This is a genomic window from Streptomyces galbus (assembly GCF_005280195.1).
In the GTDB taxonomy this organism is placed as follows: Bacteria; Actinomycetota; Actinomycetes; order Streptomycetales; family Streptomycetaceae; genus Streptomyces; species Streptomyces galbus.
In genome coordinates, this window is record NZ_SZPR01000008.1 from 35,578 (window position 1) to 50,282 (window position 14,705).

Annotated in this window: 14 protein-coding genes and 1 tRNA gene; all 15 read right to left on the minus strand. The window is 74.1% G+C overall.

Going from position 1 to position 14,705, the window contains the following annotated elements:
- Positions 1 to 24: 24 nt before the first annotated feature.
- The 15 genes from E4U92_RS04645 to E4U92_RS04715 all read right to left on the minus strand — a co-directional run bounded on the left by E4U92_RS04645 (position 25) and on the right by E4U92_RS04715 (position 14,693).
- A complete protein-coding gene (locus E4U92_RS04645) occupies positions 25 to 618 on the minus strand; it encodes a GTP-binding protein (RefSeq protein ID WP_067230591.1) in 594 nt (197 codons plus the stop codon).
- The gene (locus tag E4U92_RS04650) at positions 593 to 970 is read right to left on the minus strand and encodes a DUF742 domain-containing protein (protein WP_137298964.1); all 378 of its coding nucleotides are present in this window, start codon (positions 968 to 970) and stop codon (positions 593 to 595) included. Before E4U92_RS04650 ends, E4U92_RS04645 begins: the two co-directional genes overlap by 26 nt.
- Entirely contained in the window at positions 967 to 1,347 is a 381-nt protein-coding gene (locus tag E4U92_RS04655) for a roadblock/LC7 domain-containing protein (protein ID WP_137299479.1), read from the minus strand. The genes E4U92_RS04650 and E4U92_RS04655 overlap by 4 nt, the downstream gene beginning before the upstream one ends.
- 14 nt (positions 1,348 to 1,361) lie before the next feature.
- Positions 1,362 to 2,564 carry an ATP-binding protein gene (locus E4U92_RS04660; protein ID WP_137298965.1) on the minus strand — a complete coding sequence of 401 codons (1,203 nt, stop codon included), beginning with the start codon at positions 2,562 to 2,564 and terminating at the stop codon, positions 1,362 to 1,364.
- A 330-nt stretch (positions 2,565 to 2,894) separates the two neighbouring features.
- The gene (locus E4U92_RS04665) at positions 2,895 to 4,208 is read right to left on the minus strand and encodes an LCP family protein (RefSeq protein WP_137299480.1); all 1,314 of its coding nucleotides are present in this window, start codon (positions 4,206 to 4,208) and stop codon (positions 2,895 to 2,897) included.
- A gap of 535 nt (positions 4,209 to 4,743) precedes the next feature.
- Positions 4,744 to 4,831 (minus strand) — tRNA-Leu (locus E4U92_RS04670).
- 142 nt (positions 4,832 to 4,973) lie between these two features.
- On the minus strand, positions 4,974 to 6,131 hold the full coding sequence (locus tag E4U92_RS04675; RefSeq protein WP_137298966.1) for a sugar phosphate isomerase/epimerase family protein: 1,158 nt from the start codon (positions 6,129 to 6,131) through the stop codon (positions 4,974 to 4,976).
- Positions 6,128 to 7,534: an alkaline phosphatase family protein gene (locus E4U92_RS04680; protein ID WP_137298967.1), complete on the minus strand. Its 1,407-nt coding sequence runs from the start codon at positions 7,532 to 7,534 to the stop codon at positions 6,128 to 6,130. The genes E4U92_RS04675 and E4U92_RS04680 overlap by 4 nt, the downstream gene beginning before the upstream one ends.
- The gene (gene eboE, locus E4U92_RS04685; RefSeq protein WP_137298968.1) at positions 7,531 to 8,700 is read right to left on the minus strand and encodes a metabolite traffic protein EboE; all 1,170 of its coding nucleotides are present in this window, start codon (positions 8,698 to 8,700) and stop codon (positions 7,531 to 7,533) included. Before eboE ends, E4U92_RS04680 begins: the two co-directional genes overlap by 4 nt.
- A gap of 3 nt (positions 8,701 to 8,703) precedes the next feature.
- Complete coding sequence (locus E4U92_RS04690; protein ID WP_137298969.1) at positions 8,704 to 9,552, minus strand: TatD family hydrolase; 849 nt, start codon at positions 9,550 to 9,552, stop codon at positions 8,704 to 8,706.
- A complete protein-coding gene (locus E4U92_RS04695) occupies positions 9,552 to 10,256 on the minus strand; it encodes an EboA domain-containing protein (protein ID WP_137298970.1) in 705 nt (234 codons plus the stop codon). Before E4U92_RS04695 ends, E4U92_RS04690 begins: the two co-directional genes overlap by 1 nt.
- Positions 10,253 to 11,158, minus strand: a complete 906-nt coding sequence (locus E4U92_RS04700) for a sugar phosphate isomerase/epimerase family protein (RefSeq protein ID WP_137298971.1) — start codon at positions 11,156 to 11,158, stop codon at positions 10,253 to 10,255. Before E4U92_RS04700 ends, E4U92_RS04695 begins: the two co-directional genes overlap by 4 nt.
- Entirely contained in the window at positions 11,155 to 12,033 is an 879-nt protein-coding gene (locus tag E4U92_RS04705; protein ID WP_137298972.1) for an SCO3242 family prenyltransferase, read from the minus strand. Before E4U92_RS04705 ends, E4U92_RS04700 begins: the two co-directional genes overlap by 4 nt.
- Positions 12,030 to 13,154 (minus strand): inositol-3-phosphate synthase, encoded by a 1,125-nt coding sequence (locus E4U92_RS04710; RefSeq protein ID WP_137298973.1) that lies wholly within the window; start codon positions 13,152 to 13,154, stop codon positions 12,030 to 12,032. The genes E4U92_RS04705 and E4U92_RS04710 overlap by 4 nt, the downstream gene beginning before the upstream one ends.
- Before the next feature lie 219 nt (positions 13,155 to 13,373).
- The gene (locus E4U92_RS04715; protein ID WP_137298974.1) at positions 13,374 to 14,693 is read right to left on the minus strand and encodes a ThuA domain-containing protein; all 1,320 of its coding nucleotides are present in this window, start codon (positions 14,691 to 14,693) and stop codon (positions 13,374 to 13,376) included.
- Between the last annotated feature and the right edge of the window lie 12 nt (positions 14,694 to 14,705).

The window sequence follows — 14,705 nt, forward strand, 5'->3', positions numbered from 1 at the left end:
AGAGGTCGTCCAAGGGGGTGGCTCCTAGTGGGCGCGGTCCTGCAGGTGGCGGACGAGGGTGATGAGTGCTTCGGCGGAGGATCGCTCGTCGCGCGCGTCGCAGGTGACGACGGGGGTGTCGTCGAGGAGGTCGAGTGCCTCGCGCAGGGCGGACTCGTCGCGGGGCGTGCTGCCGTCGAACCGGTTGACGGCGATGGCGTAGTCCAGGCCGTACTGCTCGATCAGGTCGATCACGGCGAAAGAGTCGGCCAGCCGCTCGGGGTCGACCAGCACCAGCGCGCCGAGCGCGCCGCGGGCCATGTCCTCCCACATCTGCACGAAGCGCTGCTGGCCGGGCGTGCCGAACAGGTAGAGCACGACGCGGTCGCTGATGGTCAGCCGGCCGAAGTCCATGGCGACCGTGGTGGTGGTCTTGCCCTGGACGCCCTTGAGATCGTCGACGGACTCGGCGGCCCGGGTCATCGTCTCCTCGGTGGACAGCGGCTCGATCTCGGAGATCGCCCCGATGAACGTGGTCTTGCCGACCGCGAAGTGGCCCACCACGAGGATCTTCACGGCGGTCTGGGTCGCGCCGCCGCGGACGTACGCCGCCTCATCCAAACTTGGCCCTGAGACCATTCAGCACCTCCTCCAGGATGTCCCGGTCGGCGAGGGGGGCCCGCTGCACGGGCGGGCGGGTGATGAGGTAGCCGCCTTCGGTGAGGGCGGCGAGAAGGATCTTCACCACGCCGAGCGGCAGCTGGGTGTGGCCCGCGATCTCGGCGACCGAGAGGTAGCCGGCCGAGCACAGGTCCAGCAGGTTCTGCTCCTCCGGTGACAGGCGGGTCGGCCGTTGCCGGTGGTCGGCCACCGCCGTGACCAGGGTGATCAGCGAGAGCTGGTCCTCGTCGGGCAGCCCGCGTCCCTTGGTGATGACGTACGGACGCACTAACTCGGGCGTCTGCGGCTCCAGTTCGTCGTAGCCGGTCATGAGCGCGCGCCCAGGTTCTCGCGCGGCGGCGTGGTGAGCGCCTTGCCGAGCTGGCCGACGAGCTGCTGCATGCGGAAGGTGATGTCCGCCATGTCGACGTCCGGGGAGGCGGACACGCCGAGGTAGGCGCCCTCACCGGCGGAGATCAGGAACACCCAGCCGCCGTCGAACTCGACGAGCGTCTGCCGCCACTGCTGGTTGGCGCCCTCGCAGAAGAACCCCAGCGAGCGGCTGAGCGACTGCACCCCGCTCATCGCGGCGGCCACCCGGTCGGCGTTGTCCTTGTCGAAGTCCTTGGTGCGGGCCATCAGCAGGCCATCCGCGGAGATCAGCACCGCGTGCAGAGCCCCGGGAATCTCCAGGGCGCTGTCCAGCATCCATGACAGATCGTTCACGAGATCTCATGCCCTTCACTGCTCGCACCACGGGTGCTGCTCGTCATGTCGGTGTCCGCCTGTGTGGCCCGGCCCGACTGCGTACCCCGCTGGAAGGCGCCCATGATCGCCGCCGACTCGGCGCCGCTGCGCCGGGACGCACCGGCCGGGGCGGCGGGAGGCAGGGAGGGGGCGGGCGCGGCCGACGGCGTGCTCGGCACGACCGCCATGGGGCGCTTGCGGCGCCGCTTGGGCAGGCCGTCGGCGGTAGTGGTGCCGCCCAGCGCCGGCTCGGGACCGCCGAGGCTCGCCGTGGTGGCGACCGTGGGCAGGACCGGAGCGGGCTCCCGCTGCTCGGGCGCGCTGGTGAGCAGGTCGTGGGGCAGCAGCAGGACGGCGCGCACACCGCCGTACGGGGACGTGGAGTCGACGGAGACCTCGAAGCCGAAGCGCTCGGCGAGCACACCGATCACCGCGAACCCGAACTGCGGCGGGTTGCCGAGACCGGCGACGCCGGAGACGCGCTCGGTGGACAGGAGCTTCTCGGCGCGGGCCCGCTCCTCGTCGTTCATGCCGACACCGGCGTCGTCGACGACGATGCAGATGCCCTTGGGCACGGTCCGGATGTTGATCTCCACGACCGTGTCGGGGCTGGAGTAGCTGGTCGCGTTGTCCAGCAGCTCGGCGAGGGCCAGGGCGACGGGCTCCACCGCGCGGCTGGTGATGCCGAAGTCGACCTGGGAGAGGATCTCCACCCGCCGGTAGTGGCGGATCCGGCCCTGGGCGCTGCGCACCACGTCGTAGACCGAGGCGACGTCGCGCTGCCGGCCGAGCCAGCCGTCGCACAGCACGGCGATGGACTGGGCGCGGCGGCCGAACTGGGAGTTGGTGTGGTCGATCTCCAGCAGGTCCTGGAGGATGACCGACTCGCCGTACTTGGTCTGCAGCCGTGACACGATCAGCTGCTGCTCGGCGGCGAGGCCCTGCAGGGTCCGCATGGCCGACTTCAGCACGGTCTTGGTGGCGTCGTCGGCGCGCTCCTGGGCCGTCTGGACCGACTGGGCGTACTGGTTCTCCAGCTCGGAGTAGTGGGAGCGGAGGCCGTCGATCTCCTGCCTCAAGGCGCGTGCCGCCCTGCGCTGGCGTACCACGAGCGCAATGGCGGCGATGACGGCGACCAGGAGAATCCCGGCCACCGGGTCCGGTATGTAATGCGTCATAAGACTCTCTTCAGGCGACTGACGGCCAGTTGCTGAATTTCCGTCGACGCGGGTGGACCGGCGGACCGCCCGCACCGGGGTCACCGCCCGGACCGTCCCCTGCAGTCGGGGATGTCGTCTTGCACGCATCCGCCCGCTCTACAAACGAGCGTGATCGTATCACCGTGCGAACCGCTCACCGACCGTCAATACCCGTGCCGGGATGAACATTGACGGTCAGTCAGCTGAGGTCGGGCTGACACACCGACAACGCAACCGATAAACGGGATTCCGCCGCAATGGGTCCTTATTCGGGCACGCTTCACCATGTCCCGAAAACGCCCGGCCGGGTCATTTCAGCGCATCGGCCTTCAGGTCGCGCCCGACGACCAGGGTGACGGAGCCGGCCTGCGCGGAGGCGTCCCGCCCGGAGCCCGCCCTGGGCAGCCAGCCGGTCAGCACCGCGGCCTGCCGCTCCTGCCCCGCGGGGTACGACACCGTGGTCGTGGCCGAGGTGCGGGGCGCGTTGCCCGTGCCCACCACGGTGAACCCGGCCGCCCGCAGCTTCTCCGCGACGGCGGCGGCCCGCCCCTGCACTCCGGTGGCGTTGAGGACCCGGACGCGTACGGCGGAGGCGTACACCGGGTTCTTCGACTGCGCCGCCAACTGCTCCTTGCTGACTTCCCTGTCCCGGGCCAGCGCGCTGAACAGGCCGCTGGCCTGCGGGTACTGCCAGACCACGTTGGCCTTGTCGGCCGGGACGTCCGCCTCGCGCGGGTAGTTGGGCACGGTCAGGAAGGTCAGCCGGTCGCTGGGGACGCCCTTGAGCTCGTCGGCCAGGCCGTACAGCGGCTGGATGCCGGCCAGATCGGGGTCGGTGGTCAGCGACTTGGTCGCCGACTGCAGGAAGCCGTAGAGGGCGTTGGGGCTGGTGAGCTTGGACTTGGCCTTCTTCGCCAGGGCGTCCATGAACTCCTGCTGGCGGCCGATGCGGCCGATGTCGGAGCCGTCGCCCACGCCGTAGCGGGCGCGGACGTAGCCGAGCGCCTTCTCCCCCGCGACCGTCTGGCAGCCCGCGTCCAGGTCGAGCTTCGCCTTCTCGTCGTGGATGGCCTGCTTCGGGCAGACCTCGATGCCGCCCAGGGAGTCGACCATCCCCTTGAAGCCCTGGAAGTCCACCGACATGAAGTGGTCGATGCGCAGGCCCGTGTTGGCCTCGACGGTCTTGATGGTGCAGGCGGCGGCCGAGGCGACCTCGCCGGTGCTCCCGCCGAGCGCGAACGCCTCGTTGATCTTGAAGTGGTGGGGGTCGGAGGTGCTGCCGTCGCCCTTGGCACAGGCCGGGATGCGCACCCACGAGTCGCGCGGGAAGGACACGACCGTGGCCCACTTCCGGTCGGCCGGCACGTGCAGCACCATCAGCGTGTCCGACTGCATGGTGGTGAGGTCCTTGCCGTACTTGGCGTTGGCGCCCTCACGGCTGTCGGACCCGACGACCAGGATGTTCTTCGACCCCGGGCTGAGGTTCTCCGGACGGTCGCCGCCGAGCTTGTCGTCGACGTCGGCGGAGGTGATGTTGTTGTTGAGGTCCTCGTAGATCCACGCGCCGACCCCGCCCACGCCGAGCAGCACGAGCGCGCTGACCCCGGCGCCCCAGACGACGATCCGGCCGCGCCGGGTGAGCCGCGTACCGCCGGCGGCCCGTGCCGCCGCGGGCCCGGGCCCGGCCGCCCGGCCGCGCCCGCCGTCGGCCGGGCGGCGGGCGGCCCGTGCGGCGCCGCCCTGGCCGCCGCGTCCGTGCCCGCCGCCGCTGCGCCCGGACCCGCTCTGCCCGGTGCCGTTCCGTCCGGCCCCGGACGCGCCCGACCTCCGCCTGCCCGATCCGCCCACCCGCGCTCGCCCTCCGCCTCGGCCGTGTCGCCCCTACACCCTGCCCGGCCCCTGCGGCCCGGTCCCGCCGGGCGACCCGGCGCCCCCTGCCGGACGTCCCCCGGTGTCCCGGAGGACCCGTGGTGACATACGCACGGACCACCCGGACGTCTCACCTTCCTCAGACAGCGGTACGGGCCCCCTCGGTTGCCTGTGTCGCACACTTACCCGGAAATCACCCGGTCATCGAGGGCGGCGGGGCCAAGATCGACAGCCCGGCCGGCGCCGCCCGGCACAACGAAAGAGACCCCTGCGAACAGGGGTCTCTCACTGGTGTCCGAGGGGGGACTTGAACCCCCACGCCCGATAAAGGGCACTAGCACCTCAAGCTAGCGCGTCTGCCATTCCGCCACCCGGACCAGGTGTGCGCCGCGCGGGGTGTTCCCCGCGGCGACACACACCACAATAGCAAGCTTTCCGAGTGGGTCTCACCCGAGTATCCGCAGGCAGGGGGCGCGTGGGGTGCTCCTCACACCCCGGTCACCGCTCGTGTGCCCTCCGTCACGCGCGGCGGAGGGCGGCCAGGTTGTGGTAGCCGGTGGCCGCGTGCCGCAGCGACTGGGCCGGGTCGGTGGAGCTGGGCGCGTTGTCCTGCTCGACCATCGGGTTGTGGTAGGTGCGGTGGCCGACGCGGGAGAAGAACGTCGTGTAGTCGATGACGCCGGTGCCGAACGGCACCATGTCGTAGCCCATCCCGTTGGTGGTGTCGACGACGCCGTCCTTGGCGTGGAACAGCGGGTAGCGCCGGTCGTGGCGCTGGACCAGTCCGGCCGGGTCGAAGACGCGGGTGCGGGTGGAGCCGTCGTGGGCGGTGTAGGTGCGGAACTTGTACTGGGCGACGTGCGCCCAGAAGACGTCCATCTCGAGCCAGACCAGGCGGGGGTCGGTCACGGAGAGGAAGTACTCCAGCTTGCGGATGCCGGAGCTGCGGGTGGGGCGGCCCTGGTCGTCGAGCGGGCCGCCGTCCAGCAGGAAGCCGTACGCCGCGTCGTGGTTGTGGGTGTAGAGCTTCAGGCCGGCGCGGCGGGCGATCTCGCCGAGGGCGTGCCACTTGTCGGCGGCGGCGTCCCAGTCGGCCCGGTAGGAGCTGTTCGTGGGGTCGCCGCCGGTGCCGACGTGGGGCATGCCGAGGATGTTGGCGATCTCCAGGTGCTTCTTGAAGGTGTCGAGGTCGGCGGTGGTCAGCGGCCAGCTCCCGGGGATGAATCCGTGGTTGCCCTGGGCGCGCAGCCCGTACTCGTCGAGCCAGCGGCGCAGCAGGCGGGCTCCGGCGGCGGACTCCAGGTTCGCGCCGCCGGGGGCGTCGGCGTGCTGGCCGTAGCCGGCGAACTCGACCTGCCGGTAGCCGAAGCGGGCGAGCTGCTCGAAGACGGCACGGAAGCCGGAGGGCAGCGTGGTGGAGCCCGGGTCGCGGCCGATGGCGTCCCGCACCGTGTAGAGGATGATGCCGCGCTTGTCGGCGGGGACCAGGGCGTGGCCCTTGCCGGGTCCGGCGTCGGGCCGCGGGGCCGCCGCCACGGGGGCCGCGCCGAGGACGGGGGCGGCGATCGCGCCGGCCGCGACGGCGGTGCAGGTGCTCAGGAAGCGGCGGCGGCCGATGCCGAGGCTGCGGCGCAGCCGGTCGTCGGGGGTGGGATACGTGTCGTGTGTCTCGTTCACGGGTGCCTTTCGGTGGAGGGGTCCGCGCCGAGGCCGGCAAGGCGGAGCAGGAGCGACTTCACGTCGGTGGCCGCCACGCGGTCGCCGACGGCGTGGGGGGTGGAGCACAGCAGGAGCGGACCGTCGTCGTCGCTCGCGGGGAGGCGGCCGTGGCTGCCCCGGACCGGTGCCGGGTCGAGGGGCACGACGGCCATCCGGTAGCGCAGGCCGAGCTTCTTGCGGGCCAGCGCGGTGGCCGCCTTGACCTTCACGTAGGGGTCCTGCGGGTCCATGAACAGCTCGACCGGGTCGTAGCCGGGCTTGCGGTGGATCTCCACCAGCCGGGCGAAGTCGGGCGCGCGGGCGTCGTCGAGCCAGTAGTAATACGTGAACCAGGCGTCGGGCTCGGCCACGGCGACCAGTTCGCCCGAGCGCGGGTGGTCCAGGTGGTGGGCCTTCTTGCCCTCGTCGCCGAGGAGTTCGGCGAGGCCGGGCAGGTCCTCGAGGGCGGCGCGGGTGGCGGGCAGGTCCTCGGGGCGGCGGACGTAGACGTGGGCGATCTGGTGGTCGGCGACGGCGAAGGCCCGGGAGGCCATCGGGTCCAGGTACTCCATGCCGTCCTGGGTGTGCACCTCCAGCAGTCCGGCGCGGCGCAGGGCGCGGTTGATGTCGACGGGGCGGCGGACGTCGGTGATGCCGTACTCGGACAGCGCGACGACGGTGCGCCCCTCGGCGCGGGCGTCCGCCAGCAGGGGGGCGAGGGCGGTGTCCAATTCGGCGGCGGCCCGGGCCGAGCGCGGGTCGCCGGGGCCGTGGCGCTGGAGGTCGTAGTCGAGGTGCGGGAGGTAGCAGAGCGTCAGGTCGGGCCGGCGGGTGCGCTGGATGTGCCGGGTGACGTCGATGATCCAGCGGCTGGAGGCGATCCCCGCGCCGGGGCCCCAGAACTGGAAGAGCGGGAACGTGCCGAACATCTCGGTGAGTTCGTCGTGCAGCTCGGGCGGGCGGGTGTAGCAGTCGGGTTCCTTGCGGCCGTCGGCGTAGTAGACGGGGCGCGGGGTGACCGTGAGGTCGGTGTCGGCGCCCATGGCGTACCACCAGCAGATGTTGGCGACCGTGTAGCCGGGGTGGGCGCGGCGGGCGGCGTCCCAGAGCTTGTCGCCGGTGACCAGGCCGTTGTGCTGGCGCCACAGCAGGACGTCGCCGAGTTCGCGGAAGTACCAGCCGTTGCCGACGATGCCGTGTTCCGAGGGCTGGGCGCCGGTCAGGAAGGTGGACTGGGCGGCGCAGGTGACGGCGGGCAGCACGGTGTCGAGGGGGGCACGGGAGCCGGCGGCGCCGAGGGCCCGCAGGTTCGGCATGTGGGCGAGCAGGCGCGGGGTGAGGCCGACCACGTCCAGGACGAGGAGCGGGGTGGGGGCGGTCATGGCAGCTCCTTCAGGCCGAGGTCGGTCAGGAGGTCGCGGGCGAGGGAGAGTTCGGCGGCGATGCCGTCGGTGAGCTGCGCCCGGCCGCGGGGGCGCTGGGCCGGCGGGAGGGCCTGCCAGGTGTAGGTCTCGACCTCGAGGTGGCGGGTGCGCGGGCGGGGTCCGCCGACGAGGCGGGCGAGGGCGTCGCGCAGGACGTCGTGGGTGGCCGTGAGCGGAGCGGCGGGTGCCGCGTGCAGCGGGACGTGGAAGTGGGCGCGCCAGGGGGCGGCGGTGGGCAGGGCGTCGCCGCCGAGGGCCTCCCCGAGGTCGTCGGTGCCGCGCAGCCGCCCGGCGTCGACCGTGCGGGTCTGGTGCAGGAAGCGGGGCTCGGCGAAGGCGGCCAGGGCGCTGCGCACCTCGGGCCGGTCGGGACGGTCGGCGTGCAGGGCGGCCGAGAGCTGGGACTTGACGACCGGCACGTGGGCCTCGGCGAGGGCGTCGAGGGCGCGGGCGGGGTCCTCGAAGGAGGTGGCGAGGTGGCAGGTGTCGACGCAGACGCCGATGCGGGGGTGGCCGACGGCGGTGAGCGGTGCGAGGGCGTCGCCGGTGGTCTCCACGACGCAGCCGGGCTCCGGTTCCAGGCCGACGCGCACGGAGCGGCCGGTGAGGTCCGCGAGCGCGTCGAGGCGCTCGGCGAGGGTCGTCAAGGCACGGTGGCCCGCCGCGGCGCGCTCGGCCGGCCAGGCGGTGCGCCAGCCGAGCGGCAGGGTGGAGACGCTGCCCTCGGTGACGTCGTCGGGGAGCAGCCCGGCGAGGATCCGGGCGAGCGCGGTGGTGTGTTCCAGGCGCTCGGTGTCGGCCCAGTCGGGCCGGTAGACGCGGTACTTGACCTCGTCGGCGCCGAACCCCTCGTAGGGGAAGCCGTTGAGGGTGACGACCTCCAGGCCGCGCCGGTCCAGTTCGCCGCGCAGGGCGCGCAGGGCGGCCGGGTCGGTGTCGAGGGTGCGGGCGGCGTCGCGGGCGAGCCACAGGCCGATGCCGAGGCGGTCGCGGCCGAGCCGGCGGCGCACCGGCTCGCAGTGGTCGCGGAGTTGGGCGAGGACGCCGTCGAGCGTCTCGGCCGGGTGGACGTTGGTGCAGTAGGCCAGGTGGACGGTGGTTCCGTCGGGGTGGCGGAAGCGCATCGCTCACTCCCCGCCGCGCAGGACCGAGTTGCCTTCGTGGGTGGCGTCGGGCGCGGTGACCTCCAGGTCGAGGCGGCCGCTGAGGCCGTAGAAGGCGACGGGGTTGCGCCACAGAACCCGGTCGACGTCGTCCTCGGTGAAGCCCTCGGTGAGCATCAGGTCGGCGACCTTGCGGGTCTTGAGGGGGTCGCTGCGGCCCCAGTCGGCGGCGGAGTCGACCAGCACCCGCTCGGGTCCGTACGCGCGCAGGAGGGCGACCATGCGCCGCTCGTCCATCTTGGTGTCGGGGTACACCGAGAAGCCGAGCCAGCACCCGCTGTCCTTGGCCTCGCGCACGGTCGTCTCGTTGAGGTGGTCGACCAGGACGCGGTCGAGGGGCAGGGCGGACTCGCGGACCACGTCGAGGGTGCGGCGCAGGCCGGTGAGCTTGTCGCGGTGCGGGGTGTGCACCAGGGCGGGCAGGCCGTGGTCGGCGGCGAGCTGGAGCTGGACGGCGAGCGCCTTGTCCTCGGCCGGGGTCATCGCGTCGTAGCCGATCTCGCCGACGGCCACCACGCGGTCCTTGACGAGGTAGCGGGGCAGTTCGTCGAGGACGGGCGTGCAGCGCGGGTCGTTGGCCTCCTTGGGGTTGAGGGCGAGGGCGCAGTGGTGGGCGATGCCGTACTGGGCGGCGCGGAAGGGCTCCCAGCCGAGCAGCGAGTCGAAGTAGTCGAGGAAGGAGGCGGGCGAGGTGCGGGGCTGGCCCAGCCAGAACGCCGGCTCGACCACGGCGCGCACCCCGGCGGCGTGCATCGCCTCGTAGTCGTCGGTGGTGCGGGAGGTCATGTGGATGTGGGGGTCGAAGATGCGCATCAGGACTCCTTGCCGTGGGGGTGGTCCGTGCTGCTGTGGTCCGCGGCCGGGGAAGGGGCCGAGGAGGGGGCCGGGGCGGCGCCGGTCAGGGCGAGCACGTGCCGCAGGTCCTCGGGGACGGTCCGGCCGGCGGCGGTGCGTTCGGCGGCGTGGTCGGTGAGCATCCGGGCGAGTTCGCCGTCGCCGCGGGCGCGGTCGGCGAGGCGGGCCACCGCGTCGACGGGGACGCCGGTGAACAGGCACTTCAGGACCGCGTGCCGCCAGGCGTGGGCGTCGAGGTGGCGGGCGGCGTAGGGGCCGACGGCGGCGGCGAGCAGGCGGGTGTCGTTGGTGCGCAGGGCGTCCTCGACCAGGGGCAGGGCGTCGGGGCCGGGCACCAGGTGGGGCAGGGCGTGCAGGACGGCGCGGCGTTCGTCGGCGGTGCCCTGGTGGTAGACCCGGGTGAGGGTGGCGGCGTCGGCGCGGGCCGCGTGCAGCAGCAGGACCCGTACGGCGTCGGCGTGGCGGTTGCCGCAGCGGCGCCCGGCTTCGGCGAGGCGCAGTTCCCACACGGAGATCGGCCCGTGGGTGCCGGGGTGCGCGGCGGCCTCCTGGAGGGCGCGGTGGAACCAGGCGCGGGCGTCGGCGCCGAGGCCGGCGTCCAGGTCGGCGCGCAGCGCGTCCAGACGGGCGGGTGCCGTGCCGGCGGAGCGCAGGGGGGTCATGCGGTGCTCCCTTCTGGGGTGGCGGAGCGGGGCGCGGGGGTGTCGGCCGCCGCTCGGCGCAGGAACGGCAGGGACCGCTCGGCGTGGTGCGGTCCGGCGTGCGAGTGGCGGGGCAGTTCGACGACGGTCAGGCCCCGGTAGCCGATGTCGGCGAGCGCCGCGAGCACGGGCGGGAAGTCGATCTCGCCCTCGCCGAACGGCAGGTGGTCGTGGACGCCGCGGCGCATGTCCTCGATCTGCGCGTGCCGCAGCCAGGGCGCGGCGGCGCGCACGCAGTCGGCGGGCGGGAGCGGCTCCAGGCACTGGCAGTGGCCGATGTCGAGGGTGAGGCCGAGCGGTGCGGGGTCGCCGAGGAGCCGGCGCAGGTGGTGGAAGTCGGCGAGGGTGGCGAGCAGGTGGCCGGGCTCGGGTTCGACGGCGAGCGGCACGCCCGCGCCGGCGGCCGCCTCCAGCACGGGGGTCAGGGAGGCGGCGAGGCGCTCCCAGGCCGCCTCCCGGTCCGTACCGGGCGGAACGATTCCGCTGAAGCAGTGCACCGCGTGCGCGCCGAGGTCGGCGGCCACCCGGACGGCCCGCAGCAGCAGGCCGGTCCGGCGCCGGCGGTCCTCGGGCGCGGCGTCCAGGAGGGTCGGGCCGTGCTTGCGGCGCGGGTCCAGGACGTAGCGGGCACCGGTCTCCACGGTCACCTCCAGCCCCAGCGCGGCCAGCCGGTGGGCGACGTGCCGGGTGCGGGCGGCGAGGTCGGGGGCGTACGGGTCGAGGTGCATGTGGTCGAGGGTCAGGCCGACGCCGTCGTAGCCGAGGTCGGCGAGCAGGCCCAGCGCGTCGTCCAGCCGCAGGTCGGCGAGGCCGTTGGTGCCGTACCCGAAGCGCAAGGAGCGGGGGTCCGCCGGGGTGGTCATGTGACGCTCACCCGCCTGGCGAAGGCGCGGGCGAGCGGGGCGAGGGCCGCCGTGCACAGGGCCGTGGCGGGGGCGCCGGAGCGGGCGGTGAGGGCGGCCTGCAGGGGGATGGTCGCGCGGATGCCGGCGCCCACGGCGCGCTGGGTGAGCGGTGCCGACGGGTTGAGCGCGGCGTGCAGGTAGGGGCGGACCGTGGTCAGGGCGTACCCGGCGGCGAGGGCGAGCGGCAGGGGTTCGGCGGGCGCCGGGGCCTGCGGCCGGCCGGTGGCGCGGCGGCGCAGGCGCCAGGTCAGGGCTCCCGTGGTGGCCAGCGCGGTCAGCGGGGCGAGCGGGGTACCGCCGCCGGTCTCCTGGCGGGACACGGTGGTGACCGCGAGGGTGTGGGCGCCGAGCAGGACCGCCGAGGGCAGGGCCGGGCGGACCCGTCCGGCGGTGGCGGCCGCGCCGAGCAGCAGGTCCAGGCCGCGGGCGGCCGCCATCGCGAGCGGGCCGGCCGGTGTGCGCTTGAGGACCAGGTCGTACGACCAGACGGTGGCCGCCAGCGGCACGGCGACCGCGAGCGCCGTCCGGCCCGCGCCGGCGGCCAGCGCCAGCCCGGCGGCGGTGAAGGCACCGGCGGCGCCCAGCGCGGCCGCGGGACGGATCCGCCCGGACGGCAGCGGGCGGTGGGGGCGCTCGGCGGCGTCCTCGTCCCGGTCGGCCCAGTCGTTGAGGGCCATGCCGGCCTCGTACAGGCACAGCGAGGAGGTGATGCCCAGCAGGGTCCGCCCGGTGGGGCGCGTGCCGAGGGCCGCGGCCCCGGCGAGCGCGTCGCCGGGGACGGTGAACAGGGCGGGCAGCCGCAGCAGTTCCGCCCAGGCGCGCGACCGGCTCATCGGGCCTCACTCAACTGCCGGGCGAACTCGACCAGTTCGGCGTACTGGGCGGCGAGCGCGGCCGGTGCCGTGCCGACCGGGTCCTTGAAGAAGAACGCCAGCTCGCCCAGCGGGCCCGACCGGCCCGTCTCGTGCGCGCGGGCCACCAGGCGGGCCAGGTCCAGGATCAGGGGCGCCGCGAGCGCCGAGTCGCAGCCCTGCCAGATGGTCTGCAGGACCATGCGGGTGCCGAGGAACCCGTCGAAGGCGATGTGGTCCCAGGCGGTCTTCCAGTCGCCGAGGGCCGGCACGTCGTCGATGTGGACCTCGCCCTCGGGCACGGTGCCGAGGGTGTCGGCGAGGACGCGCTCCTTGCCCGCGTTCTTGGCGGCGGCCGCCGCCGGGTCGGCGAGCGCGGCGCCGTCGCCGCCGCCGAGCAGGTTGGTGCCGGACCAGGCGCGCACCGCGAGCGCCCGCTGGGCGAACATCGGCCCGAGCGCGGCCCGCAGCAGCGTCTGCCCGGTCTTGCCGTCCCGCCCGGCGTACGGCGGTCCGCCGGCCGCGGCCTGCCCGGCGAGGGCGGGGTGGTGCAGGCCGGTGGAGGGGGTGAAGTTGACGTAGGGGCAGCCGGCGCGCAGGGCGGCGGCCGCGTAGAGCGAGCTGGGCGGCAGGTCGTCGCCGGTCGCGACCGGCTCGGTGGAGGCGACGTTGACCACGACCGCGCGGGCCAGGCCGTTGCGCCGGACGAAGCCGCGCAGGTCCTCGGTGAAGGCGGCGATGAGTTCCTCGTCGGTGCGGGTGTCGCCGGGCAGCGGCCCGCCGGTGGTGATCTCCCGGTCGGCGGCGGCGAGTTCGGCGGCGACGGCGCCGGGCAGCCGGTGCGGCAGGACCCCGCCCGCGGCGAGCTGCTCGGCGCGCTTGGGCAGGGGGCAGTCGGTGGTGTCGTGGCCGCCGAAGACGAGGGACGACAGGGCGGGCAGACCGCTGCCGGCGAACTCCGGGCCCTCGGTGACCAGGCCCGTCGGCGGGTGCAGGCCCGCGGTCAGTGCGGCGCAGCCCGCGACCACGGTGGTGGCGACGGAGCCGCGGGCTCCGATCAGCCAGACGCCGACGCGCGGGGAACGGGCGGGGGGCGCGGACATGGGCAGCCTCCTTGTCGTACGCGGACACCGGGAAGGGGGTGAGGGGAAGGACGCGCTGCCTTCCGCAGCGGCTGGTGCGCGGGTGGGGCGCGGATCGTGCGGGGCGACGACGGGTCGCGGATCGAGCGGGGCGACGACGGGTCGCGGGCCGGCGGAGTCCGGCTGGAGTCACGGGGAGCGACGGCGGGCGGGAGTCCGGCGTCCCCCGCCCGCCGCCGGTCAGCGGCCCCTGACGGGCAGTTCCTTGATCCGGACGTTGCGGAAGGACACCTCGTCACCGGCCCCGTGGTTCTGCAGGCCGATGTGTCCGTCGGTGAGGCTGCGCGCCGGGTCGGTGTTGGTGAAGTCGTTGATCTTCACGCCGTTGAGCCAGACGCGCAGGCGTTCGCCCTCGACCCGGATCTCGTACGTGTTCCACTCCCCCGGCGGGTTCAGCGCGCGGTCGCGCTTCTTCAGGTCGGCGGAGCGGAAGCCGTAGACGGACCCCGTGGTCTTCTCGGGGACGTCGGTGGCGTCGATCTGGACCTCGTAGCCGTGGTCGACGGCCGACCACGGGTCGTCCGAGGGCGGGAAGCCCACGAACACGCCCGAGTTGTCGTCGCCGGCCGTCTTCCAGTCGAGCTTCAGGGAGTACGACCCGAAGCCGCGGTCGGCGTACCAGAGCAGGCCCATCCCGCCGGTCGAGGTGAGCGTGCCGTCCTCGGACAGGGTGAAGGAGCCGGGGCCCGCCTGGCGCCAGCCGTCGAGCGAGCCGCCGTCGAACAGGGCGGTGTATCCCGTCTCCGGTCGGCAGTCGGCCTGTGCGGCGCCGATCGCGTACCGGATTCCGCCGAGCAGGTGGCGGCGGAACGCGGGGTCCGCGTACGACTCCTGGGTGTGGCCGCCTCCGGTGTAGAAGGCCCGGCCGCCCCGGTACTCCTGGCACCAGGCGATCGGGTGGTCGCCGTTCATGGTGCCGCCGCTGTAGGACGTCTCGTCGAGCGAGGCGAGGACGTGGGCCCTCTCCCTGGGGTCGGAGCGGTAGTTGTACCACTCGTCGGTCCGCTGCCAGGTCGGTCCGAGGCCGGCGGTGGCCGGGTGGGCGCGGTCCTCGACCCGCACGGTGGCGGGCTGGATCGCGGGGTGCGACTGGAAATAGGCCCCGGCCAGGCCGCCGTAGAACGCCCAGTCGTACTCGGTGTCGGCCGCCGCGTGGACGCCGACCCAGCCGCCGCCGTGGCGGACGTAGTCCTCGAACGCCCGCTGCTGGGCCGCGTCGAGGACGTCGCCGGTGGTGGACAGGAACACCACGGCGTCGTAGCGCCTGAGCCCGGCCGGGGTGAAGGCGCGGGCGTCCTCGGTGGCGTCGACCGTGAGGCCGGCGCTCTCGCCGAGTTCGCGCACCGCCGCCACACCGGCGGGGATCGAGTCGTGCCGGAAACCGGCCGTCTTGGAGAAGACCAGCACCCGTCCGCCGTCGTCCGCGTCCTGCGACGCGGCCGGTGCGGAGGCGCAGCCGAGGAGCAGGGCGGCCGTGGCGATGGCAGTCACTGTGCGCATGTGCGGCTCCTC

Bases quoted from the DNA above. Each gene is read 5' to 3' on its own strand.
- E4U92_RS04645 (WP_067230591.1), bottom strand. From the start codon at position 618: ATGGTCTCAGGGCCAAGTTTGGATGAGGCGGCGTACGTCCGCGGCGGC.
- E4U92_RS04650 (WP_137298964.1), bottom strand. From the start codon at position 970: ATGACCGGCTACGACGAACTGGAGCCGCAGACGCCCGAGTTAGTGCGT.
- E4U92_RS04655 (WP_137299479.1), bottom strand. From the start codon at position 1,347: ATGCTGGACAGCGCCCTGGAGATTCCCGGGGCTCTGCACGCGGTGCTG.
- E4U92_RS04660 (WP_137298965.1), bottom strand. From the start codon at position 2,564: ATGACGCATTACATACCGGACCCGGTGGCCGGGATTCTCCTGGTCGCC.
- E4U92_RS04680 (WP_137298967.1), bottom strand. From the start codon at position 7,534: ATGACCGCCCCCACCCCGCTCCTCGTCCTGGACGTGGTCGGCCTCACC.
- eboE (WP_137298968.1), bottom strand. From the start codon at position 8,700: ATGCGCTTCCGCCACCCCGACGGAACCACCGTCCACCTGGCCTACTGC.
- E4U92_RS04690 (WP_137298969.1), bottom strand. From the start codon at position 9,552: ATGCGCATCTTCGACCCCCACATCCACATGACCTCCCGCACCACCGAC.
- E4U92_RS04695 (WP_137298970.1), bottom strand. From the start codon at position 10,256: ATGACCCCCCTGCGCTCCGCCGGCACGGCACCCGCCCGTCTGGACGCG.
- E4U92_RS04700 (WP_137298971.1), bottom strand. From the start codon at position 11,158: ATGACCACCCCGGCGGACCCCCGCTCCTTGCGCTTCGGGTACGGCACC.
- E4U92_RS04705 (WP_137298972.1), bottom strand. From the start codon at position 12,033: ATGAGCCGGTCGCGCGCCTGGGCGGAACTGCTGCGGCTGCCCGCCCTG.
- E4U92_RS04710 (WP_137298973.1), bottom strand. From the start codon at position 13,154: ATGTCCGCGCCCCCCGCCCGTTCCCCGCGCGTCGGCGTCTGGCTGATC.
- E4U92_RS04715 (WP_137298974.1), bottom strand. From the start codon at position 14,693: ATGCGCACAGTGACTGCCATCGCCACGGCCGCCCTGCTCCTCGGCTGC.